This window comes from Vibrio jasicida CAIM 1864 = LMG 25398 (assembly GCF_000400365.1).
Taxonomy (GTDB): domain Bacteria; phylum Pseudomonadota; class Gammaproteobacteria; order Enterobacterales; family Vibrionaceae; genus Vibrio; species Vibrio jasicida.
In genome coordinates, this window is record NZ_BAOG01000025.1 from 1 (window position 1) to 23,237 (window position 23,237).

Annotated in this window: 29 protein-coding genes; 8 read left to right on the forward strand and 21 right to left on the reverse strand. The window is 45.2% G+C overall.

Annotated features, from left to right (window positions below):
- Window positions 1-363 precede the first annotated feature (363 nt).
- Window positions 364-1,269: a TIGR03899 family protein gene (locus VJL_RS07045; protein WP_038864933.1), complete on the forward strand. Its 906-nt coding sequence runs from the start codon at window positions 364-366 to the stop codon at window positions 1,267-1,269.
- Window positions 1,270-1,360: 91 nt separating this feature from the next.
- On the opposite strand, the gene cysC is transcribed toward VJL_RS07045, so the two are convergent.
- The 5 genes from cysC to cobA form a co-directional block, all read right to left on the reverse strand.
- A complete protein-coding gene (gene cysC, locus VJL_RS07050; protein WP_038864931.1) occupies window positions 1,361-1,978 on the reverse strand; it encodes an adenylyl-sulfate kinase in 618 nt (205 codons plus the stop codon).
- Between the two features lie 24 nt (window positions 1,979-2,002).
- Complete coding sequence (locus VJL_RS07055; protein ID WP_038876803.1) at window positions 2,003-3,727, reverse strand: SLC13 family permease; 1,725 nt, start codon at window positions 3,725-3,727, stop codon at window positions 2,003-2,005.
- Between the two features lie 209 nt (window positions 3,728-3,936).
- Window positions 3,937-5,367 (reverse strand): sulfate adenylyltransferase subunit CysN, encoded by a 1,431-nt coding sequence (gene cysN / locus VJL_RS07060; protein WP_038864927.1) that lies wholly within the window; start codon window positions 5,365-5,367, stop codon window positions 3,937-3,939.
- 18 nt (window positions 5,368-5,385) lie between these two features.
- Window positions 5,386-6,294 (reverse strand): sulfate adenylyltransferase subunit CysD, encoded by a 909-nt coding sequence (cysD, locus tag VJL_RS07065; RefSeq protein WP_038864925.1) that lies wholly within the window; start codon window positions 6,292-6,294, stop codon window positions 5,386-5,388.
- Between the two features lie 59 nt (window positions 6,295-6,353).
- A complete protein-coding gene (gene cobA / locus VJL_RS07070; protein ID WP_045422181.1) occupies window positions 6,354-7,229 on the reverse strand; it encodes a uroporphyrinogen-III C-methyltransferase in 876 nt (291 codons plus the stop codon).
- Window positions 7,230-7,504: 275 nt separating this feature from the next.
- Between cobA and cpdB the strand changes: the two genes are divergently transcribed.
- From cpdB to VJL_RS07085, 3 genes are all read left to right on the forward strand, one after another.
- Complete coding sequence (gene cpdB, locus VJL_RS07075) at window positions 7,505-9,469, forward strand: 2',3'-cyclic-nucleotide 2'-phosphodiesterase (RefSeq protein ID WP_038876805.1); 1,965 nt, start codon at window positions 7,505-7,507, stop codon at window positions 9,467-9,469.
- Between the two features lie 86 nt (window positions 9,470-9,555).
- Window positions 9,556-10,131, forward strand: coding sequence for a Crp/Fnr family transcriptional regulator (locus VJL_RS07080; RefSeq protein WP_038876806.1), 576 nt, complete (start codon window positions 9,556-9,558; stop codon window positions 10,129-10,131).
- A gap of 205 nt (window positions 10,132-10,336) precedes the next feature.
- A complete protein-coding gene (locus VJL_RS07085) occupies window positions 10,337-10,684 on the forward strand; it encodes a hypothetical protein (protein ID WP_038876808.1) in 348 nt (115 codons plus the stop codon).
- Window positions 10,685-10,747: 63 nt separating this feature from the next.
- Here the strand turns inward: VJL_RS07085 and dbpA are convergent, their stop codons facing one another.
- Window positions 10,748-12,127, reverse strand: coding sequence for an ATP-dependent RNA helicase DbpA (gene dbpA, locus VJL_RS07090; RefSeq protein ID WP_038864916.1), 1,380 nt, complete (start codon window positions 12,125-12,127; stop codon window positions 10,748-10,750).
- A gap of 146 nt (window positions 12,128-12,273) precedes the next feature.
- On the opposite strand from dbpA, the gene VJL_RS07095 reads away from it, so the two are divergent.
- Both VJL_RS07095 and VJL_RS07100 read left to right on the forward strand, forming a co-directional pair.
- The gene (locus tag VJL_RS07095) at window positions 12,274-12,726 is read left to right on the forward strand and encodes a GNAT family N-acetyltransferase (protein WP_038876810.1); all 453 of its coding nucleotides are present in this window, start codon (window positions 12,274-12,276) and stop codon (window positions 12,724-12,726) included.
- Complete coding sequence (locus VJL_RS07100) at window positions 12,727-13,572, forward strand: DMT family transporter (RefSeq protein ID WP_038876812.1); 846 nt, start codon at window positions 12,727-12,729, stop codon at window positions 13,570-13,572.
- 104 nt (window positions 13,573-13,676) lie between these two features.
- On the opposite strand, the gene VJL_RS07105 is transcribed toward VJL_RS07100, so the two are convergent.
- A complete protein-coding gene (locus VJL_RS07105; RefSeq protein ID WP_038864910.1) occupies window positions 13,677-14,276 on the reverse strand; it encodes a LysM-like peptidoglycan-binding domain-containing protein in 600 nt (199 codons plus the stop codon).
- A 232-nt stretch (window positions 14,277-14,508) separates the two neighbouring features.
- Here VJL_RS07105 and bamJ point away from each other — a divergent pair, with 232 nt between their 5' ends.
- Window positions 14,509-15,129 carry a BamJ family beta-barrel-assembly machinery protein gene (gene bamJ / locus VJL_RS07110; protein WP_038876815.1) on the forward strand — a complete coding sequence of 207 codons (621 nt, stop codon included), beginning with the start codon at window positions 14,509-14,511 and terminating at the stop codon, window positions 15,127-15,129.
- A 166-nt stretch (window positions 15,130-15,295) separates the two neighbouring features.
- A complete protein-coding gene (locus tag VJL_RS07115; RefSeq protein ID WP_038864906.1) occupies window positions 15,296-15,775 on the forward strand; it encodes a DUF2780 domain-containing protein in 480 nt (159 codons plus the stop codon).
- A 176-nt stretch (window positions 15,776-15,951) separates the two neighbouring features.
- On the opposite strand, the gene rplQ is transcribed toward VJL_RS07115, so the two are convergent.
- From rplQ to rpsN, 14 genes are all read right to left on the reverse strand, one after another.
- On the reverse strand, window positions 15,952-16,332 hold the full coding sequence (gene rplQ / locus VJL_RS07120) for a 50S ribosomal protein L17 (protein WP_005383141.1): 381 nt from the start codon (window positions 16,330-16,332) through the stop codon (window positions 15,952-15,954).
- A 26-nt stretch (window positions 16,333-16,358) separates the two neighbouring features.
- Window positions 16,359-17,351, reverse strand: a complete 993-nt coding sequence (locus tag VJL_RS07125) for a DNA-directed RNA polymerase subunit alpha (RefSeq protein WP_005383143.1) — start codon at window positions 17,349-17,351, stop codon at window positions 16,359-16,361.
- 24 nt (window positions 17,352-17,375) lie between these two features.
- Window positions 17,376-17,996, reverse strand: coding sequence for a 30S ribosomal protein S4 (rpsD, locus tag VJL_RS07130; RefSeq protein ID WP_005383146.1), 621 nt, complete (start codon window positions 17,994-17,996; stop codon window positions 17,376-17,378).
- A gap of 27 nt (window positions 17,997-18,023) precedes the next feature.
- Entirely contained in the window at window positions 18,024-18,413 is a 390-nt protein-coding gene (gene rpsK / locus VJL_RS07135) for a 30S ribosomal protein S11 (RefSeq protein WP_001118870.1), read from the reverse strand.
- 18 nt (window positions 18,414-18,431) lie between these two features.
- Window positions 18,432-18,788: a 30S ribosomal protein S13 gene (gene rpsM, locus VJL_RS07140; RefSeq protein ID WP_038864904.1), complete on the reverse strand. Its 357-nt coding sequence runs from the start codon at window positions 18,786-18,788 to the stop codon at window positions 18,432-18,434.
- 149 nt (window positions 18,789-18,937) lie between these two features.
- The gene (rpmJ, locus tag VJL_RS07145; protein WP_000868186.1) at window positions 18,938-19,051 is read right to left on the reverse strand and encodes a 50S ribosomal protein L36; all 114 of its coding nucleotides are present in this window, start codon (window positions 19,049-19,051) and stop codon (window positions 18,938-18,940) included.
- A gap of 39 nt (window positions 19,052-19,090) precedes the next feature.
- A complete protein-coding gene (secY, locus tag VJL_RS07150; protein WP_005435093.1) occupies window positions 19,091-20,425 on the reverse strand; it encodes a preprotein translocase subunit SecY in 1,335 nt (444 codons plus the stop codon).
- Window positions 20,426-20,445: 20 nt separating this feature from the next.
- A complete protein-coding gene (gene rplO / locus VJL_RS07155) occupies window positions 20,446-20,880 on the reverse strand; it encodes a 50S ribosomal protein L15 (protein ID WP_038876817.1) in 435 nt (144 codons plus the stop codon).
- A gap of 6 nt (window positions 20,881-20,886) precedes the next feature.
- On the reverse strand, window positions 20,887-21,063 hold the full coding sequence (rpmD, locus tag VJL_RS07160) for a 50S ribosomal protein L30 (protein ID WP_000201159.1): 177 nt from the start codon (window positions 21,061-21,063) through the stop codon (window positions 20,887-20,889).
- Window positions 21,064-21,070: 7 nt separating this feature from the next.
- The gene (rpsE, locus tag VJL_RS07165; protein ID WP_005435090.1) at window positions 21,071-21,574 is read right to left on the reverse strand and encodes a 30S ribosomal protein S5; all 504 of its coding nucleotides are present in this window, start codon (window positions 21,572-21,574) and stop codon (window positions 21,071-21,073) included.
- A gap of 14 nt (window positions 21,575-21,588) precedes the next feature.
- Window positions 21,589-21,942 (reverse strand): 50S ribosomal protein L18, encoded by a 354-nt coding sequence (rplR, locus tag VJL_RS07170; RefSeq protein ID WP_005435088.1) that lies wholly within the window; start codon window positions 21,940-21,942, stop codon window positions 21,589-21,591.
- A gap of 9 nt (window positions 21,943-21,951) precedes the next feature.
- On the reverse strand, window positions 21,952-22,485 hold the full coding sequence (gene rplF / locus VJL_RS07175) for a 50S ribosomal protein L6 (RefSeq protein WP_038864901.1): 534 nt from the start codon (window positions 22,483-22,485) through the stop codon (window positions 21,952-21,954).
- Window positions 22,486-22,497: 12 nt separating this feature from the next.
- Entirely contained in the window at window positions 22,498-22,890 is a 393-nt protein-coding gene (gene rpsH, locus VJL_RS07180; protein WP_005450567.1) for a 30S ribosomal protein S8, read from the reverse strand.
- Between the two features lie 29 nt (window positions 22,891-22,919).
- A complete protein-coding gene (rpsN, locus tag VJL_RS07185) occupies window positions 22,920-23,225 on the reverse strand; it encodes a 30S ribosomal protein S14 (protein WP_004410442.1) in 306 nt (101 codons plus the stop codon).
- Between the last annotated feature and the right edge of the window lie 12 nt (window positions 23,226-23,237).

The window sequence follows — 23,237 nt, forward strand, 5'->3', positions numbered from 1 at the left end:
GCATACGAGATCGAAGGCACGAGTATTGAAGCCTACGACGATATGTAGTTTGTTTTGATTTCACACCAAGGCGTCAATTTGGCGCCTTTTTTATGCCTGTCAGTTAGACTATATAGCGAGATAAATACGCTAATACACCAACATAAAGAACCAAAAGAAGCGCTATCGACAGGTGCTTTTTCAGTTTACTCGCGTCTGAATATTTCATCGCTCCTCCAAAATAACGATAACAATTTTAACAACTCATTATCATTTTGAATAGCCTTTATTCTGTCAAAATCCGGACGTGCCTCTCTAGTCGCAAAAAGCAGAAAGGTGTAAATTTAAGCAAGCGTTAACCGCAAGCTCTTGGCAGGAAAACAAATGGCAGAACCGACAAAGCAACCCGTTGTCATCGAACACGAATCGAATACACAAAAACAAACACATCACGAGAAAAAGTCTGGTTATATCAAAGACAGCGCAAGTCGTGTTCAAAGCATTGCTCAGATCTATGGGCTCGATGCTTTGCTGCAAAACGAACCTCCAGCAAAACCTGCATTAGAACGGGCACATTTACGCGAACAACGTCGCCAAGAACAAAGACAAAAAAACCTCGAACAAATCCTTAAACTCGCGCACAGCTCATGCCGTGATGAAACCGCCGGAGAGCCTGATCAAGATTGGTTGTATCGATTTTTCGATATGGCGCAAGACATCCACAACAGCTCAATGCAAAAACTTTGGGCGCAAGTCATGAAGCGAGAAGTTACCAACCCTGGTTCGACTTCCATGAAAGCGTTAAAAGTGCTGAAAGACATGTCACCACGGGAAGCCCAAACCCTACAAAGAGCCGCGACGTTAGCATGCAGCTTTGGGGGAGATACCAGTAGAAAGCTACTGATTGGCTACAAAGCACATGGCGGAATGTTCAGCTTTGGTAAACGTGACACCACCAGCAATCTCAATATGGGGAGTTTCCAACTTCCCTATTCCAGCTTATTAGTGTTGATTGAATTGGGCTTACTTCACAGTACTGAATTAGAGTCTGGAGAGATTGGCATTGAGACACCATTGATGCTCAACTATCAAGGTAAGAATTTATCACTGCAAGTGAATACTAAAGGTGTACGACTTTTGTATTACCGTTTTACACCGACGGGCAATGAGTTGTGTAAATTACTCGGAAACAAACCAAACAATCAATATTACGACCAAATGTTATCGCTTTTAAATCATAAGTTTAGTGTACATAGCGACACCAAAAGTCATGTTAATTACACCGTCTAAACGATGTCAAAAGAGCTTTTGGCCACCTATGGTCCAAAAGCTCTCTGAGCAGTACAATGACTTTTTGGTCACCGATGATCCAAATGCTTTTTTATCGGATCACTCCGCGCTGTTTGAGGTCAATTAAGCACAACTCAACAAGCTCTTCGACGCTCTTCTCACCCGCAGGCAAATCAATTTCTGGATTTGCTGGCGCTTGATATTCCGAATCAATTCCCGTGAAGTTAGGAATTTCACCTGCACGCGCTTTTTTGTATAAACCTTTAGGATCGCGACTTTCACACACATCAAGAGAGGCGTTGACAAACACTTCAATAAACTCGCCCTCAGGAACTAAATCACGCACTAACTGGCGCTCAGCACGATGAGGAGAAATAAACGCAGACAATACGATTAGCCCTGCGTCTGCCATCAGCTTAGCGAGCTCACCAATGCGACGAATATTTTCTCTACGGTCTTGTTCAGAAAAGCCTAAATCGCTACATAAACCGTGGCGCACATTGTCGCCATCCAGCAAATAAGTGTGGTAACCCAGTTCAGCTAAGCGATTTTCCAAGGCGCCTGCCACCGTTGATTTACCCGCACCAGATAGCCCGGTAAACCAAAGTACCGCTGGCTTCTGTTTTTTTAATCCAGCACGAAACTGTTTATCAACCGAGTGCTGATGCCAAACGATGTTTTCATCTTTTACCGGAGTTTCGGCAGTCATAACGTATCCTTGTAAATTTACAGATTAAAACGGAAAAAAGACCGGAATCAGCGTCAGTACTAACACTGAATACACGATGGAAATCGGCACGCCAATTCGCACATAATCGGTCAATTTGTAATTCCCTACGCTGTACACCAACAAATTGGTTTGGTATCCGTAAGGAGAAATAAAACTTGCGCTAGCACCAAATAACACCGCCATGATAAAAGGCATAGGGTCAACGCCATAACCTACCGCCATGCTATAGCCAATAGGGAAAGACAGCGCCGCTGCCGCATTGTTCGTTACAAGCTCAGTCAATACTAAGGTCATGATGTAGGTTGCCACCAGCGCACCAAACACACCCCAACCATTGAACGCTTCAATAAACATGTCGCCCATTCGTACGGACAGTCCAGAGGAAATCATCAGTTGAGCGATAGATAACGCAGAACCAACAATCACCACAATATCGATTGGGAAACGACGACGCAGCTCAGAAAGCTGAATGACACCAAACGCGAGCAGAGCAATAAGATAAACCGCCAAACCTTTAATAATTGGCACCAACTCCAATAGAGCAAAGGCAATCACAGCGGAAAAGCCAATAAGCACTAATGCCGATTTATTGGCATCCAAACGTGCGCTGGAATCCAAATCGTTAACCAGAACAAACTCTTTACGATGGGCTCGACGTTCAGTTTCAAAACGCTTTCCGGGTACCAAAACCAGCGTATCTCCTGCCGCTAGGGTAATGTTACCCAAACCACCTTCAAGTCGTTCGTGACCACGGCGAATCGCCACGACTACAGCATCGAATCGGTCCCGAAATCGACTCTCTTTCAATGTTTTGTGACAGAACGTGGCTGAAGAGCTTACTACCACCTCGATAAAGTTTTGGCCATTGAGATGCTGATGACCAAAGAGCGTCAGTCCAGGGATCTCTTGCAACGTAGCAACGCTTTCAACATCACCACAAAACAACAATCGGTCTTTTGCGTTGAGAACAAAATCAGGCCCAACTGACGGTACGGTCACGCCATCACGAACGACTTCGGCAAGGAACAGCTTTCTTAATGCTCGTAAATTATTTTCCGTGATAGTGCGCCCAACCAAAGGTGAGCCCGGCTCAACTCGAGACTCTAAGAAATAAGGTAAATCTTCTTGGCTTTGATCATCATAATTAGGCAACAAATAACTCAACGGGATCAAAATAAGCACGCCCCCAACCAGCACGGCTAAACCAATCATGGTCGGTGTAAAAAAGTTGAGACTTGGTAAGCCCGCATCCTCAACAAAGCTGTTGATTATTAAGTTGGTAGAGGTGCCAATAAGTGTCAGTGTGCCACCAAAAATCGCGGCATAAGAAAGCGGGATCAATAGCTTAGAGGGTGCGTGCTGCTGATTACGTTTGATCGCACCAATTAACGACACCACAACCGCGGTATTATTAGTAAAAGAAGAAAGCAGCGCGGTAGAAAAGCCTAACTTGGCAATCACGCTACCAAGATTGCCCTCTGAAATACTGCGACTTACCCAACTGATCAATAAGGTTTTTTCTAATGCGCTCGATGCGAGAATCAACAAGACCAGCGTCAGAAGAGAAGAGTTAGTAAAGTTAGCCGCAATGGTATTGAGCTCTAACATGCCCGCCATAAACGCAATAAAGGCAGCGCCAGCAAACACATAACTCGGCTTCAGTTTGGTTACAAGTAAACAAGTGATAATGCCAAGCAATATCGCTAATACAAATCCTTGTTCCCACATAGCCTTTCCTTACCAACAAGCCCGATTCGGGCATAACAACGACATGTGCATACTGGCTGCACAGAGTGACAAATGAGTCACAATATAAAAAAGCAAAGCAAGCGAAAAAGAACGCCAGAATGCTTGGTTTCTTGGGCTTCCTAGCATTCTGGGTTCGGGGGGAAATAAGCCTGACTGCATTCGCAATTCGGTCAGGCTCAATGAACTCATTACTTCTTCAGTAACTGGCTCAGGTCTTTGGCTTCCCAATGTGGGAAGTGCTTACGAACCAGTGCATTTAGCTCAAGTTCAAACGCAGAGACATCGGTTAAGTCTCGCTCAACTGCCGCGAGACTCTCTTTCACCATGCCAGCACCAACGGTAACGTTAGTCAGACGGTCAATGATGATGAAACCACCGGTATCAGCACATTCTTGATAGTTATCAATCGCAACGGATTCGTTGAGTGACCACTCACACAAGCCAATACCATTGAGAGGTAACTCTGGTGCGCTATGAGTTGAAAGGTTGTTAATATCGTATTGGTGGCGAATCGCCTCAACGTGACCAACGGTCTTCTTACCGGCAATCTTAATGTCATAGTCACGACCCGGTTGCAGAGGTTGCTCTGTCATCCATACCACATCAGCAAGTAAGTGGTTTGTCGATTCAACTTGCGCGTTTTCCAGCACAATCAAATCGCCACGACTGATATCAATCTCATCGTTGAGCGTCAGAGTTACCGCTAAACCAGCCTGCGCCTCTTGTACATCACCATCAAAAGTCACAATACGTTCAACGGTCGATGTTTTCCCAGACGGCAGTGCTTTAATGGCATCACCAACTTTCACCGAGCCCGATGAAATCGTGCCAGCGAAGCCACGGAAGTCGAGATTAGGGCGATTCACATACTGGACAGGAAAACGGAAATCACCTGCGCCTTTCTCTTGGTCAACATCCACATTCTCAAGCAACTCTAGTAGCGACGGGCCTTCAAACCAACTCAGGTTCTGCCCCTTGTCTACCACGTTATCGCCTTCCAATGCGGAGATTGGAATGATTTGAATGTCCGTTTCACCTTCAAGGTTCTCAGAAAACTCTAAATACTCGTCGCGAATTTCTTCAAAACGTTCTTGTGAGTAATCCACCAAATCCATCTTGTTGATCGCAACAATAAAGTGCTTCAAACCCAATAGATTAGAAATGAATGAGTGACGACGAGTCTGATCTAATACACCTTTACGCGCATCAACCAAGATCACGGCAAGATCACAGGTCGATGCACCAGTTGCCATGTTACGCGTGTACTGCTCGTGTCCCGGCGTATCTGCAATGATGAACTTACGCTTCTGAGTCGAGAAGTAACGGTAAGCGACATCAATGGTGATGCCTTGTTCACGCTCAGCTTGCAGTCCATCAACTAGTAATGCCAAATCAGGCTTCTCACCTGTCGTGCCCACTCGTTGGCTGTCTGAGTGAACCGCTGCTAATTGATCTTCATAAATTTGTTTTGAGTCATGGAGCAAACGTCCAATCAACGTACTTTTGCCATCATCTACCGAGCCACAAGTCAGGAATCTAAGCAGAGACTTGTACTGGTGTTGTGTTAAATAGCCTTCAATTCCAAGCTCGGCTAATTGAGCTTCAACTGCACTGTTCATTATCTTTCCTTAGATCCTTTAGAAGTAACCCTGGCGTTTCTTAAGCTCCATCGATCCAGACTGATCGTGGTCGATCGCTCGCCCTTGACGTTCACTTGAGGTTGCCACCAACATCTCTTCAATAATGCCCGTCAACGTATTTGCCTCAGATTCAATGGCCCCCGTCAGTGGGTAACAGCCAAGAGTACGGAAACGAACACTCTTCTCTTCAATCACTTCACCAGGTTGAAGCTCCATACGTTCATCGTCCACCATGATCAACATGCCATCACGTTCAACAACTGGACGCTTGTCAGCAAGGTAAAGTGGGACAATCTCAATGTTCTCTAGATAGATGTATTGCCAGATATCTAGCTCAGTCCAGTTTGAAAGCGGGAATACGCGAATACTTTCCCCTTTGTTCACCTGACCGTTGTATGTCTTCCAAAGTTCAGGACGCTGGTTTTTAGGATCCCAGGTATGGTTCTTATCGCGGAAAGAATAAACACGCTCTTTAGCACGAGATTTTTCTTCATCACGACGCGCTCCACCGAATGCCGCATCAAAACCGTACTTATTCAGAGCTTGTTTAAGACCTTGAGTTTTCATGATATCTGTATGCTTGGAAGACCCGTGTACAAAAGGGCTACACCCCATTGCAAGACCTTCTGGGTTCTTATGAACCAAAAGCTCGAAGCCATATTTTTCTGCGGTACGATCACGAAACTCAATCATCTCGCGGAACTTCCAATCCGTGTCTACGTGCAGTAAAGGGAATGGAATTTTGCCCGGATAAAAGGCTTTGCGTGCAAGATGCAGCATGACTGAGGAGTCTTTACCAATCGAATACATCATGACTGGGTTATCAAACTCAGCAGCAACTTCACGGATAATATGAATACTTTCCGCTTCGAGTTGTTTAAGGTGAGTTAAACGTTGTTGGTCCATGTTTAGTATTTCCTTTTTAAGCTTGAAGGCTCATTACGTCCCTAATCTTTGGTCTGAAATTATATGGATCTGGCAATAGCACTTTTGTTGATTTCAGTACTAGACAAAAACCAGTCCAACTTTTGAGACAGACGCACAACTTCACCGACAACGATCAAAGAAGGAGCCTGAGCTTTTTTAGATAATTCAGACAGTTGGGACAAATCTCCCGAGAAAACTTTTTGTTGAATTTGAGTGCCACGTTCAATGATTGCGATAGGTGTTGAGGCCGCCCTACCATGTTTGATTAGCTGATTCTGAATATAGTGTGATTTCATCAAACCCATGTAGATCACTAAAGTTTGATTACCGCGTGCAAGTGTCGACCAATCCATATCGTCACTTTCTTCTTTGAGATGGCCGGTAACAAATAAGGCCGATTGCGCGTAATCGCGATGAGTCAATGGAATCCCAGCATAAGCCGTCGCACCCGCAGCAGCTGTAATACCTGGCACAACTTGAAAACGCACGCCCGCATCAGCCAAGACTTCTAACTCTTCGCCACCACGCCCGAACACAAATGGATCGCCACCTTTAATGCGCACCACTTTGTAACCTTGCTTAGCAAAATCCACCAATAGTTGATTGGTCTTCTCTTGCGGCACGCTGTGATGACCTGCACGTTTACCCACGCAAACCAAAATGGTTTCGCTTGGAATTAGCGCCATGATCTCGTCAGAAACCAGATAATCGTAAAGTATGACTTCAGCTTGTTGCAGGCAGTTAAGTGCTTTTAACGTCAATAGTTCAGGGTCACCCGGACCTGCACCTACAAGGGCGACTTCACCAGATTGAAGAGATTGTTTGCTGAAACGCGGAAGATCGGCAGCTTGGTTATCCGAAACCAGCCGAGGCCTATTGATTGGGAAAGTCGTTACTGAATCTTTAACTGCCATGTGCTTGCTCATCATCCATTGATATCGTTATGCAAGGCATTATGGCGGTGGGTTTATATTACCGGAAATTCTAAAATTTCATTTTTTATTCAAAAAACTGCTAAGAAGCTTTTGTTAGGTCTCATTCAAAATGGTGAAAAAGGCATCAATTTTACACATTCCTCCGCATTTAATTGCCTAATGTTCACAGTTTTCTGCATCTTAGCCTGAGCTTGCACTAATATTTGTTACATTACGCTGTACGACCCCTCTATCCCATTTAATTGGAGCACCTCATGAAAATGGCAGTTAATCCCGTATCCGTCGCAGTTTTGAGCGGTATGTTGACGCTTGCTGGCCCAGCAATGGCCGATACCATCAAGCTTCGAATCATCGAAACCACCGATATTCACACCAATGTGATGGATTATGATTACTACAAAGACCAACCTTCACAACAAATTGGTTTAAGCCGCGCTGCAACACTGGTTAAACAAGCTCGTGAAGAAGCAGTGAACAGTGTTTTAGTCGACAATGGAGACTTGATTCAAGGTAGCCCAATGGGCGATTACATGGCAGCGAAAGGGATTAAGACTGGCGAAGTTCACCCTGTTTACAAAGCAATGAACCAACTCAACTACGATGTGGGTAATATAGGTAACCATGAATTCAATTACGGTCTCGACTTCCTGAAGAAAACAATTGATGGTGCGAACTTCCCTTATATTAGTGCGAATGTTTTCGACAAAAAGACTGGCGAGCACTACTTCAAGCCTTATCTAATCAAAACGCATACGTTCAAAGATACCGACGGTCAAAGCCATGAAATCAAAGTGGGTTACATTGGCTTCGTACCACCACAAATCATGGTATGGGACAAAAACAACCTAGAAGGCAAAGTCTTTGCAAAAGACATCACAGAGACAGCGAAAAAACTGGTCCCTGAGATGAAAAAAGCAGGCGCGGACGTGATTGTTGCTATACCTCACTCTGGCATTTCCACTGACCCATACAAGTTAGGCGCAGAAAACTCAGTCTACTACTTAACGGAAGTAGAAGGCATTGATGCCATTGCGTTTGGTCACTCTCATGCGGTATTCCCGGGTAGAGACTTTGCCAACCTACAAGGCGTTGACAACGCAAAAGGTACTATCAATGGCGTAACGGCTGTGATGCCGGGTCGCTGGGGTAGCCACGTTGGTGTAATGGACTTGATGCTGAAAGAGAAAGACGGCAAGTGGCAGGTCGTAGAGGGTCAATCAGAAGCTCGTCCTATCTTTGACAAAGCAAACAAGAAGTCTCTGGCTAAAGCGGATAAAGGCATTGTGGATGCATTGGTAGAGGACCACAAAGGCACGCGCGAGTTTGTTAACCAACCAATTGGCAAAGCAAATGACGTGATGTACAGCTTCCTGGCACTCGTGCAAGATGACCCAACGATTCAAATCGTCAACCTAGCGCAGAAAGATTACGTGGAACGCTTTATCCAAGGTGACCCAGATCTTGCTGACATTCCGGTATTGAGTGCAGCGGCACCATTTAAAGTAGGTGGACGCAAAGACGATCCAAACGGTTTCACTGAAGTAGAGTCTGGTCAGCTGACTTTCCGTAACGCCGCAGACCTTTATCTGTACCCGAACACGCTTGTTGCAATGAAGGTTAAAGGTAAAGAAGTACACGAGTGGCTAGAGTGTAGTGCGGGTCAGTTCAACCATATTGATGTGAATAGCACTAAACCTCAGTCTTTGATCAACTGGGATAGTTTCCGTACGTATAACTTCGACGTGATCGATGGTGTTAGTTACCAGATCGACTTGACTCAACCTCCAAAATACGATGCCGATTGTAAAGTGATTAACCCTGACTCACAGCGTATCTTGAACCTGACTTACAACGGTCAACCGGTTGATCCGAAGCAAGACTTCATCATCGCAACCAACAACTACCGCGCTTACAGTGCAACCTTCCCTGGTACTGGCCCGGACTTCATCGCATTTGATTCTCCAGACGAGAACCGTTCTGTGGTTGCCGCATACATCTCTCGCATTAGTAAAGAGCAAGGGGAAGTAACACCGAGTGCAGACAACAACTGGTCTTTCGCGCCAATTAAATCAAACAACAAACTCGATGTTCGCTTTGAAACGTCACCAAGTGACAAAGCCGCGCAATTCATCAAAGAAAAAGGACAATACCCGATGAAACGTGTAGCAACTGACGAGGTAGGTTTCGCGATTTACCAAATCGACTTAAACCAAAAATAAGTCTTATTTGGCAATGATGTTAAGCGGCTCTTGTGAGCCGCTTTTTTGTTCCGCTAGAATATAGAAAACCGCTTCTGAGTCATCACATGCACAACGATCTTTTTTCTGACCTAATCAATCACGGCTTCTTCGAAAGCGAAGCAAACCAACTTATTGAACACGGTCAGCAACTCGAACTTCCGACACGTCATATTCTTAACCACCAAGGTGAATTCAGCTCTCATATTTACTTTGTTTTAGCGGGGTTATGCCACGCGAGTTACCTGACCGACAAAGGTAAGGAATTCAGTAAAGAGTTCTACTGGGAAAAAGATTGGGTGATTGGTTTTGAGGGACTCATTAAGAGCCAGCCTTCCCCTTATTTATTAGAAACGCTAACGCCTTGTGATTTATTTTGCTTGCCCATAGAGGTACTACATCAATGGCGAGCAGAGAAGCACCCTATTTACCTCAAGCTGCTCGAAGCTCAATTAATGCATAAAGAAAACAAAGAACGCTTTATGTTGCTCTACTCTCCAGAAGAGCGCTACCAATTATTTTGCCAGCACTATCCAGATCTAGAACAGCGCATTACTGATAGTCAAATCGCGGCTTATTTGGGAATTACCGCCATCAGTTTGAGTCGTATTAAATCTCGATTAAAAACACATCACGAAAAGTAAAACTAAAATAATATTGACAGAAAACAATCGAAACAAATAGTCATAGTCTTATTACTAAGCAAAGCTATTACTTTGAAGTATAAGCAAAAATTAAATTTACCACCTAGATATACACCCAAATATACCACACCCTCCTTAACCATATTTTTACCTCACTCGCCGATTTTATACGCGAGTGAACCAATACGAATAAAGGAAGAGGATTATGTTTGGAAAACTAAAAGCAGCAGCTGGTGATGCCGCCACCAATAAAGCAGCAACATTGATCACTGCACATGTAGAACCCGTTATGGAGGAAATTCAAGGGTTCTCTCCGACCATCATTATGGAAGACGACACGTATCAAAGCCACGTCATTGAACCGACTTTAGTTGCTCTACAGGCCGCATCGTCCGGCGTAACCTCTATGGTGCCTAACTTTGATGAGAAATTTGGGACCTGTATGTTCCACCTTCGTAGTGAACTACTTGAATTATCGGAAGACAAAGTCGAACTCATCGCCGACTTTAAGCAACAGCTACCAACGGCCGTAATGGAAGGATTAAAGCTGTAGCATAGAAGAAGAACGAATAAAAACGGCTACCTAAGTAGCCGCTTTTATTTTAAAAATAACGCTCTACTTCAGAATTCGAGCTCTAAATTGACGACCTTTCATCTTGCCGTTGCTGATGGTTTGCAATGCTTTCTTCGCGGCAGACTTCTCAACAGCCACATAAGAACGCATCGCCATCAATTGAATTTTACCTACTTGCGCACCAGTAATGCCGCCTTTGCCCGTTAAGCAACCGAGAATATCGCCAGCACGTACTTTCTGTTTCTTACCACCATCGATATTAATAGTCACCATTTTCGCCTGATATGGTTGCTGGTTTGACTTTGCTGGCAATGTTGCTGGCATCACATCCATATCCAAGTATTCTTCGATACGAGCTACGCGCAAGCCATCTTTCTCACCAAAGAAGCTAAATGCTAAGCCTTTACTGCCCGCTCGACCTGTACGCCCGATGCGGTGCACGTGAACCTCAGGATCACGAGACAATTCAAAGTTAAATACCGCATCAAGGTTATCTACATCAAGACCACGAGCGGCAACATCGGTTGCGACCAGGATAGAAACACTCTTGTTCGCAAACTGAACCAATGCTTGGTCACGCTCACGCTGTTCAAGGTCACCATGAAGGTCAATTACACTGAACCCTTTATGATGCAACTCATCGGTCACGTTCTGCACTTCTTTTTTGGTGTTACAGAACACAACAGCTGATTCCGGTTGGTGAGTCAGTAACAGGTTAGCCAGCGCTTCATCGCGAGCTTCCGAGCCTTCTACCTTGTAAAAGTATTGCGCGATACTTGATGTATCGTGTGTCGCTTCCACTTTAATCATTTCTGGCGATTGCATGATACGTTGAGCAATCTGCTCAATTTTTTCTGGGAATGTCGCACTAAACAATAAAGTTTGGCGCTGTTTAGGTGCTGCATCAATGATCGCATCCAACGCATCTTGGAACCCCATATCGAGCATGCGATCCGCTTCATCCAACACGAGCGTATTTAACTCTTCAAGGTTGATGCGGCCTTTATCTAGATGATCAAGGATACGTCCAGGTGTACCTACTAAGATGTGTGCACCATGCTCTAGAGAACCAATTTGAGGCCCCATTGGCATACCGCCACACAAGGTCAAAACTTTAATGTTGTGAATACCGCGACCTAGTGTACGGATCTCTTTCGCCACCTGATCAGCCAACTCACGGGTTGGGCATAGCACCAACGACTGCACGCGAAAACGCTTTACGTTGAGGTTTGATAATACGCCGAGACCAAATGCCGCTGTTTTACCTGAGCCTGTTTTACCCTGACCAATCACATCGCGCTGATTCAAAATCGCAGGTAAGCTCAACGCTTGAATTGGCGTCATATGGGTGTAGTTCAATGATTCAAGCGTCTCTAGTAGCGCTGGATTAAGCCCTACTTGGTCAAAAGTTTGTTTGCTCACAGGGAAATATCCTCAGGTAGGATGGAAAAGAGGGCACATTATCGCCAGATTTGTCACGAAGACCAGTTAAAATTAACCATTGTTAATGAGTAATAGCAGAAAACGACGTAAAGTCAGCTGCATTCGCTTATTAATGGATACTGGAAATGATCAACTGGACAGCTCTCCCTTTTACTCAACTGACCACGACTCAACTGTATGAAATGCTGCGTTTGCGTGTGGATGTCTTTGTCGTAGAACAAACTTGTCCCTACCCAGAGCTCGATGGCAAAGATATGCTTGATGGTGTCTATCACTTGTTGGGTTACAACGGAGATGAACTCGTCGCTTGTGCTCGTTTATTACCTGCAGGCACCACTTACGACAATGTGAGTATTGGTCGTGTGGTAACAAAACAAAGTGCACGAGGCGGAGGTCTGGGACATGAGCTACTTGAGCAAGCCTTACAACGGTGCCAACTGCTTTGGGCAGGTCAAACGATAGATATCGGCGCACAAGAACACCTGGTGGCTTTCTATGCGACTCATGGCTTTGAAGTTATTTCTGAAAGCTACCTTGAGGATGGTATTCCTCATGTGGATATGCGCCGAGTAAACTAAATGTCACCTCATCATTTGGCGCTATTCTTACTGGTTATCGGTAACTTGGCAGCATCACTTTCCGATGTTGCCGTTAAACTGATCGAAGGCGGAATTTCCCCCTTCCAATACATGTTTGTGCGCCAATTGGCTTCACTGTTGATCCTCTTACCTTTTTACCTCAAACAAAACTCAAGTAAACGCAGCCTCAAGCAAGTTCCTATTACTTTGTTGCGAGCGCACCTAATATTGATTGGTAGCGGGTGCATGATGGTCGCAGTCACTTACCTACCACTCGCAACCGCCAACGCCGTCTTTTACGCCGCACCAATTCTAATGTTGCCACTGTCAGTACTGTTTCTCAAAGAACATCCACCATTAAGAAAAGTATTACTGACTGGTTTTGGTTTCTTTGGTGTCTTAGTGGTACTCCGACCAAATCACTTCCATTGGGCTGCGTTGTTTGCACTCGGTACAGCAACCACGCTGGCGATGTTCAATATATTGGTAAGAAAACTGCCTAGCGAACAATCTGTCGTCACGACGCTTTGGTGGACAACCTTATTCTCCCTGCCTGTGTCGACGCTATTAGCTGGGGTTTATTGGCAACCTATGACTTGGCAGGAACTAACGCTGGTAATCGCGAGTGCGATCTGTATTTTGAGCTATAACGGTCTGGCAGTATTGGCATATCAAAAAGCCCCCGCCGGAGAGGTTGCCTTGGCGGAATACTCAGGGCTCGTATTCGTGACACTCTTTGGAATATGGTGGTTTGATGAGATTCCAGACTGGCTCACTGCAGTGGGAATTTTGATGATCGTGTTGCCTCTTCTTCCTTGGAATAAGAAAAAGAAACTAACCTCTTAACAGGAACAAGACAAAAGGATAGTAAATGGCAGAGAACAAGCAACGAGTAGTTAGAAACAAAAAAGGCGCGAATCATCGCGCCTTCTAGGAGTTCTTCTTTAACGTTACTTATTGCGACCGAATGTGCCATCAGATAAACGGAAAAACATCACCGACTCACCACTTTTTTCTAGTTGCAGCATGTCTAGCTTACCATCATCGGCGAGCTTAAAGCGGACTAATTGTCCTTGCTTGATTCGACTTAGCGGCTTGTCGCTGCCTTCAATTTTTACCAAGGCATTCAAATCGCCCATCGAAAGCTGATTACTACGGAACACTTGAGCAAGAGTATCACCATTTTTCACCGTGTATTCTTTCCACTGTTCCGATTTTTGCTCTGCGTTTTGTGCAGAGCGTTGCTCACTCAAGCTTTGCGCGTTAAGTTGAATCGCCACACGTTGAGTCTCTTTCTCAGCTTGGGGCTCGATCAGCTGCTCAGTATCTTTAGGTACTGGAATAATCAGAAGTACCAGCACCACAGGTACCAATACCATTAAAGCTCGCTGATGTAGCTTTGGAAGACGATGCCAAAATTCGGTGACAGGTTGCATTCGCTCTTGCCACTTTTCTTTATTGAAAGGCTGCTTCCAGTCGATAGCAGCGAATTTCTGCTTCATCAACTCGACTTGGTCGACTTGCTGCTTTTTCTTTCTGCGACGATTCATTCTGATGAGTCCCTTAATACTTCTAGTGTCAGTATAAAAATACCAGCGCGGAGAGTATATGTTTTTCGCCAAAGTAAAATGTAATTTGGCGTAAATTAGCAGAAATTTCACTTGGAGTAAGAGATAAGTCACACCCTAAACCTCACATCGACACATTGATGCGCAATCATTTAAACCTAAGCGCGAAACTGCTATCCTGTTACCTTTATCACTCCTAATAAGAGCGACATTCATGTCTGAAATTAAATTTGAAACTGCAGAGCAGAAAGCAAGTTACGGTATTGGTCTGCAAATGGGTCAGCAACTTGCTGGTTCTGGTCTAGAAGGTCTAAGCGTTGACGCTATCGCAGCAGGTATCGCTACAGCACTAACTGGCGACATGCCATCAATCGAAATTGACGAAATCAACAACGCACTGCAAGAGCTTCACACTCGCGCAGAAGCCGTTCGTCAAGAAGCAGCAAAAGCAGCAGCAGCTGACGGCGAAGCTTTCCTAAAAGACAACGCTCTACGTCCGGAAGTAAACGTTCTTGAATCTGGTCTTCAGTACGAAATCATCACTGAAGGTACTGGTGAAATCCCAGCAGCTGCAGCTCAAGTTCGCGTTCACTACCACGGTGAGTTAACTGACGGTACTGTATTCGACAGCTCTGTTTCTCGTGGCCAACCAGCTGAGTTCCCAGTAACTGGCGTAATCAAAGGCTGGGTTGAAGCACTTCAACTAATGCCTGTTGGTTCTAAGTGGAAACTATACATCCCACAAGACCTTGCATATGGTGAGCGTGGCGCAGGTGCTGCAATCCCTCCATTTGCAGCTCTAGTATTCGAAGTAGAACTACTAGACATCCTATAATTGAGACCTCTCTCAATAACAAATTCGAAGCGGCGCTCACTAGCGCCGCTTTTTTTGTCTAGAATAAACAGACTTGAGCTCAACGATCTTGAGTAGTCTCCCAAGTAACCTCTAAATGCTTGGGCTAAGAAACAACAATAATAATCGCAAGCCACACGGAGGTATTATGCGTAAAACTCTTCTCACCTTAACCTTGCTCTCAATGAGCATTGGCACTGCCCACGCTTTTCTCGATGCCGTTACCGATAAAGATACCCAAAGTGGTTTGATGGATATGGTCAGTGAGGGAATGGGTGTGGAATCTTCACCGCTGACGGATTTATTGACGAGCCAACTTCCCGTCTCGACTGAGCAAGCTGCCGGCGGCACAGGTGCACTGTTAGCTCTAGCGCAAGGCCAATTATCGGATCAGAATAGCAGTGAGCTTCAATCGCTCATTCCGGGAATGGAAAATTTACAAGGGGCTCAAAGTCTACTTGGGAGCATTGAAAACTTAGGCGCTGTCCAAAGCACTTTCGACAAACTAGGCTTAGACCCATCGATGATCAGCCAGTTTGCTCCAGTCATTTTAGGATACTTAGGCGACCAAGGTGCAAGTGAGGGGTTGCTAAATTCCCTTAGTGGACTTTGGGGAGCGGAAAGCTAAAAAACGTAAAATCAGGAAACTTAAAACCAGCAGTAGTGATTTTAAATGTGAGATAAGGGAGTGAGTCCGCTAAAGGTAAAGAGAAAATTTCGATACTCGATTATCTCTAGGAAACAAATTTCAGACACAAAAAAGCCGAGCTATTGCTCGGCTTTTTTTGTTCTTACGAACTGAGATTACTCAGCAGCTTCTTCAGCAGCTGGGCGATCTACAAGCTCAATGTAAGCCATTGGAGCTTTATCACCAGCACGGAAGCCAGCTTTTAGGATACGAGTGTAACCGCCCTGACGAGCAGCAAAACGTGGACCTAGTTCGTTAAACAGTTTTGCAACTACTTCGTTATCACGAGTACGTGCAAATGCTAGACGACGGTTAGCAACACTGTCAGTCTTAGCTAGTGTAATCAAAGGCTCAACTACGCGACGTAGCTCTTTTGCTTTTGGCAAAGTAGTCTTGATAACTTCATGACGTACTAGAGAGCTAGCCATGTTGCTAAACATCGCTTTACGATGTGAGCTGTTGCGGTTGAGTTGACGACCACTCTTACGATGGCGCATGACCTAATCCTTCTAACTAGTATCGATTAATCTTCAGCGATTGATGCAGGTGGCCAGTTTTCTAGGCGCATGCCCAGAGACAGACCACGTGACGCAAGTACGTCTTTAATCTCAGTAAGAGATTTTTTACCAAGGTTAGGCGTTTTAAGTAGCTCAACCTCAGTACGTTGTACTAGATCACCGATGTAGTGAATCGCTTCTGCTTTCAGACAGTTAGCAGAGCGAACTGTTAGTTCAAGATCGTCTACAGGACGCAGTAGGATCGGATCGAATTCTGGCTTCTCTTCCTTCTCCTCAGGTACACGTACATCACGAAGATCTACGAACGCATCCAATTGTTCAGCTAGGATAGTAGCTGCACGACGGATTGCTTCCTCAGGTTCTAGAGTACCGTTTGTTTCCATATCGATAACTAGCTTGTCTAAATCAGTGCGCTGTTCTACACGAGCTGCTTCTACAGCGTAGGCAATTTTGTCTACAGGGCTGTAAGTAGCATCTACTAGTAGGCGACCGATTGGACGCTCGTCTTCTTCGTTATGGATACGCGCAGAAGCTGGAACATAACCACGACCACGTTCTACTTTAATACGCATTGCGATTTCAGCATTGTCATCCGTTAGGTGACAAATAACGTGTTCAGGGTTAGCGATCTCTACATCACCATCATGGGTGATGTCACCTGCAACCACAGGGCCCGAGCCTGATTTGTTCAAAGTAATGAACACTTCATCTTTGCCTTCGGCAACGCGTACAGCCAAACCTTTAAGGTTTAGAAGGATTTCAAGAATATCTTCTTGTACGCCTTCTTTAGTGCTGTACTCATGAAGTACGCCTTCGATTTCTACTTCTGTCACAGCACAACCTGGCATAGAAGATAGAAGGATACGGCGAAGTGCATTACCCAGAGTATGACCAAAGCCACGCTCTAATGGCTCAAGAGTTACTTTTGCGTGAGTCGAGCTGATTTGTTCGATGTCAACTAGACGTGGCTTAAGAAATTCTGTTACAGAACCCTGCATTGTGTCCTCTCTTTAGTTTAAACCTTACTTAGAGTAAAGCTCGACGATCAATTGTTCGTTGATGTCAGCTGATAGATCAGAACGCTCAGGCATACGCTTGAATGTACCTTCCATCTTGCCACCATCTACTTCAATCCAAGTTGGTTTTTCACGTTGTTCAGCAACTTCTAGAGCCGCTTTAATACGAGCTTGCTGTTTAGCTTTCTCGCGAATAGAAACAACGTCATTAGCCGCTACTTTGAAAGAAGGAACGTTTACAACTTTACCGTTAACTAGGATAGCTTTGTGGCTAACTAGCTGACGTGCTTCTGCGCGAGTTGCGCCAAAGCCCATGCGGTAAACTACGTTATCAAGACGACCTTCAAGAAGCTGAAGCAGGTTCTCACCTGTGTTGCCTTTAAGGCGTGCAGCTTCTTTGTAGTAGTTACGGAATTGTTTTTCTAGAACGCCGTACATACGACGAACTTTTTGCTTCTCACGAAGCTGAACGCCATACTCAGATAGACGACCGCGACGAGCGCCGTGTACACCTGGTGCGTTATCAATTTTACACTTGGTATCGATCGCGCGAACACCAGACTTAAGGAATAAGTCAGTGCCTTCACGACGGCTAAGCTTCAGCTTAGGACCCAAATATCTTGCCATGATCTTTCTCCAGTAATCTAAAAAACGTTATACACGACGTTTCTTAGGTGGACGACAACCGTTATGAGGGATTGGTGTAGCATCAACGATGTTTGTGATGCGGAAACCAGCAGCGTTCAGAGCGCGAACAGTAGATTCACGACCTGGACCAGGACCCTTAACCATAACTTCCAAGTTCTTTAGACCGTATTCTTTAGCCATTTCAGCACAACGCTCAGCAGCAACCTGTGCAGCGAACGGAGTAGACTTACGAGAACCGCGGAAACCAGAACCACCTGCAGTAGCCCAAGCTAGAGCGTTACCTTGACGGTCAGTAATGGTTACGATTGTGTTATTGAAAGAAGCATGGATGTGCGCAACGCCATCTGCAACTTGCTTGCGTACGCGCTTACGAGCGCGAGTTGGTTGTTTAGCCATTGTACTCTACCTTCCCGATTATTTCTTGATCGGCTTACGCGGACCCTTACGGGTGCGAGCGTTGGTTTTAGTACGCTGTCCACGTAGTGGTAGACTGCGACGATGACGAAGACCACGGTAACAGCCAAGGTCCATAAGACGCTTGATGTTCATAGATACTTCACGACGTAGATCACCTTCTACAGTGTACTTAGCTACACCATCACGCAGTTGATCGATCTGATCTTCAGTTAGTTCACTGATCTTAACATCTTCAGCAATACCCACTTCAGCTAGGATAGCTTGAGAGCGAGTTTTACCGATGCCGTAGATCGCTGTTAGAGCGATTACAGCGTGTTTCTGATCAGGAATGTTAATGCCTGCTATACGGGCCATTATTCACTCCTAAGTGGTTCTATAAAAGAATTAGCCGCAGCAAAGCCCGTTATGGATACGCTGCGGGATACTACTTCTTTTGCACGCAAAAGGTAGGCCGAGGAATATACTCGACCTAACCTTCGTTTTCAAGTAAAAATTTCTGCTAATTAGCCTTGGCGCTGTTTGTGCTTTGGCTCACTGCAAATCACGCGAACGACACCGTTACGCTTGATTACTTTACAGTTACGGCAGATTTTTTTAACGGAAGCACGAACTTTCATTGCTAAACTCCGTAATTGAAACTGAGTCTACCGTCGCTATTAACGACCGTAGCCTTTCAGATTCGCTTTCTTCAACACAGAATCATACTGTTGAGACATCAGATGAGTCTGTACCTGTGCCATAAAGTCCATGATAACAACGACTACGATAAGTAGTGATGTACCGCCGAAGTAGAAACGTACGTTCCACGCGACCATCATGAACTCGGGAATCAGACAGATAAAGGTAATGTACAGTGCGCCCGCTAGGGTTAAACGTGTCATTACTTTATCGATGTACTTCGCTGTCTGCTCACCTGGGCGGATACCGGGTACGAATGCACCGGACTTCTTCAAGTTATCCGCTGTTTCACGCGGGTTGAAAACCAACGCCGTGTAAAAGAAACAGAAGAAGATAATCGCTGCTGCATAAAGCATTACATACAGAGGCTGACCTGGGCTAAGAGCCAAAGACACGTCAGTTAACCAACCGAACGCGCTGCTCTCACCGTTCTGACCAAACCACTGAGCCAGTGTTCCTGGGAACAGGATAATGCTTGATGCGAAAATCGCTGGAATAACACCTGCCATATTAATTTTAAGTGGCAGATGCGAGCTCTGTGCAGCAAATACTTTACGACCTTGTTGACGCTTAGCGTAGTTAACGACGATTCGGCGTTGACCACGTTCCATGAAAACAACGAAGTAAATTACTGCGAAAGCTAATACCGCGATTAACAGTAGAAGAAGTACATGCAATTCACCTTGACGCGCTTGCTCGATTGTTTGACCGATTGCAGAAGGCAATCCAGCAACAATACCTGCAAAAATCAGAATGGAAATACCATTACCGATTCCTCGCTCTGTAATTTGTTCACCTAACCACATTAGGAACATGGTACCGGTTACTAAACTTACGGTAGCAATTAGCGTAAACATGGTTTGGTTCATTACAACCAGATTGTCGACCATGTTTGGTAAGCCAGTTGCAATACCAATAGCTTGGAATGTTGCAAGTACAAGCGTGCCGTAGCGTGTATATTGGCTGATCTTACGACGGCCTGCTTCACCCTCTTTCTTGAGTTCCGCTAACGCTGGATGAACTACAGTTAGCAATTGGACAACAATAGATGCCGAAATATACGGCATGATGCCCAATGCTAATATAGATGCACGCTCAAGTGCACCACCGGAGAACATGTTAAACATTTCTACGATGGTACCTTTTTGCTGTTCGAACAAATCGGCAAGTACAGCAGCGTCAATACCAGGAATCGGCACAAATGAGCCGGCTCGGAATACTAAAAGTGCACCAATTACGAATAACAAGCGCGACTTTAGTTCACTTAAGCCGCTCTGAGCACTACGAAAATCTTGTCCTGGTTTCTTAGCCATCTGTACCTCGTTCCTCGAGATTATTCCTCGATTTTACCGCCTGCAGCTTCGATTGCAGCTTTAGCGCCTTTAGTCACGCGTAGACCTTTAACAGTCACAGCTTTGCTTAGGTCACCAGAAAGAACAACTTTAACAAACTCGATGTTCTTAGTGATAACGTTAGCAGCTTTTAGGCTGTTAAGATCAACTACGTCACCTGTTACTTTCGCTAGCTCAGCTAGACGAACTTCAGCAGACACTAGGCTCTTGCGAGAAGTGAAACCGAATTTAGGTAGACGTTGTTTTAGAGGCATTTGACCGCCTTCAAAACCTGGACGAACAGAGCCGCCAGAACGTGACTTTTGACCTTTGTGACCACGGCCACCAGTTTTACCTAGGCCAGAACCGATACCACGACCTACACGCTTCGGAGAAGTTTTCGAGCCAGCAGCCGGTGATAGAGTATTCAAACGCATTTCTGATTACTCCTCAACTTTAACCATGTAGTAAACCTTGTTGATCATACCGCGCACGCACGGAGTATCTTCAAGTTCTACTGTGTGGTTGATTTTACGAAGGCCTAGACCGCGCAAAGTAGCTTTGTGCTTTGGCAGGCGACCAATTGAGCTTTTAGTTTGAGTTACTTTAATAGTTGCCATGGTGTTCTTACTCCGAAATAGCTTCAACAGTTAGACCACGTTTAGCAGCAACCATTTCTGGCGACTTCATGCTACCTAGTGCATCGATCGTTGCACGAACGATGTTGATAGGGTTCGTAGAACCGTATGCTTTAGATAGTACGTTGTGTACACCAGCAACTTCTAGTACTGCACGCATCGCACCACCTGCGATAACACCAGTACCTTCAGCAGCAGGCTGCATGTAAACTTTAGAGCCCGAATGGCGACCTTTCACTGGGTGGTGAAGAGTGCCTTCGTTTAGCGCGATAGTAGTCATGTTACGACGCGCTTTTTCCATTGCTTTTTGAATCGCTGCAGGTACTTCACGAGCTTTGCCGTAACCGAAACCTACACGACCGTTACCGTCACCAACTACTGTTAGTGCAGTGAAGCTCATGATTCGACCGCCTTTAACCGTTTTAGAAACACGGTTAACTGCGATTAATTTTTCTTGCAAATCATTCGCTTGAACTTGTTGTTCTTTAGCCATCTTCCAACCCTACCTTAGAATTTCAGACCAGCTTCGCGAGCAGATTCTGCTAGCGCCGCTACTCGACCGTGGTATTGGAAACCAGAACGATCAAATGCAACTGCAGTTACGCCTTTTTCAAGAGCGCGCTCAGCAACAGCTTTACCTACTGCTTTAGCTGCATCAACGTTACCAGTGTATTTCACTTGCTCACGGATCGCTTTTTCTACAGTAGAAGCTGCTGCGATAACCTCAGAGCCATTAGCCGCGATAACCTGTGCGTACACGTGACGAGGAGTACGGTGTACAACTAGGCGAGTCGCACCCAGTTCTGCAATCTTACGACGTGCGCGTGTAGCACGACGGATGCGAGATGCTTTCTTATCCATAGTGTTACCTTACTTCTTCTTAGCTTCTTTAGTACGCACATTTTCATCTGCGTAACGAACACCTTTACCTTTGTAAGGCTCAGGTTGACGGTAAGAACGAATGTCAGCCGCAACTTGACCAACTAGTTGCTTATCACAACCAGTAATGATGATTTCAGTTTGGCTTGGACATTCAGCTTTAATACCCGCTGGCAACTCGTGCTCAACTGGGTGAGAGAAGCCTAGTGTTAGACCTACAGCGTTGCCTTTAATAGCAGCACGGTAACCAACACCTTTAAGAGTTAGCTTCTTAGTAAAGCCTTCAGTAACACCAACAACCATGTTGTTAACTAGAGCGCGAGCTGTACCAGCTTGTGCCCATGCGTTAGCAAAACCTTCTTTAGGACCGAAAGTTAGGTTGTTTTCTTCCTGAGCAACAACAACTGCATTGTTAACAACGCGTGTTAGTTCGCCCTTCGCACCTTTTACAGTGATTTCTTGGCCGTTTAGTTTCACCTCTACGCCAGCTGGAATAGCGACAGGTGCCTTAGCAACACGAGACATATTCTACTCCTATTAAGCTACGTAGCAGATGATTTCACCACCAAGACCTGCTTTACGTGCAGCGCGGTCTGACATAAGACCCTTGGAAGTTGAAACGATAGCAATACCAAGACCACCCATTACAGAAGGAAGTTGATCTTTCTTCTTGTAAACACGTAGACCTGGACGAGAAACACGTTTAAGTTGCTCGATTACTGGTTTTGCTTGGAAGTACTTAAGTGTAACTTCTAGCTCAGGTTTTGCTTCGCCTTCAACAGCGAAGTCAACGATGTAACCTTCAGCTTTTAGTAGTGCAGCAATTGCAACTTTAAGCTTTGAAGAAGGCATTTTAACAGCAACTTTGTTTGCTGCCTGACCGTTACGAACGCGGGTCAGCATATCCGAAATCGGATCTTGCATGCTCATATGATTTACTCCAAATGATTAAGTGGCAATTACCAGCTAGCCTTACGAAGACCCGGAATCTCGCCTTTCATGCAAGCTTCACGAACCTTAATACGGCTTAGACCGAACTTACGTAGGTAACCGTGTGGACGACCAGTTTGGTTACAACGGTTGCGCTGACGTGATGCACTTGAATCACGTGGAAGAGATTGCAGTGTAAGAACCGCATTCCAACGATCTTCTTCAGATGCGTTTACATCGCTGATGATAGCTTTTAGCGCTGCACGCTTTTCAGCGAACTTAGCTACTAGCTTCGCACGTTTTGCTTCACGTGCTTTCATTGAATTTTTAGCCATAACAGTAACCCT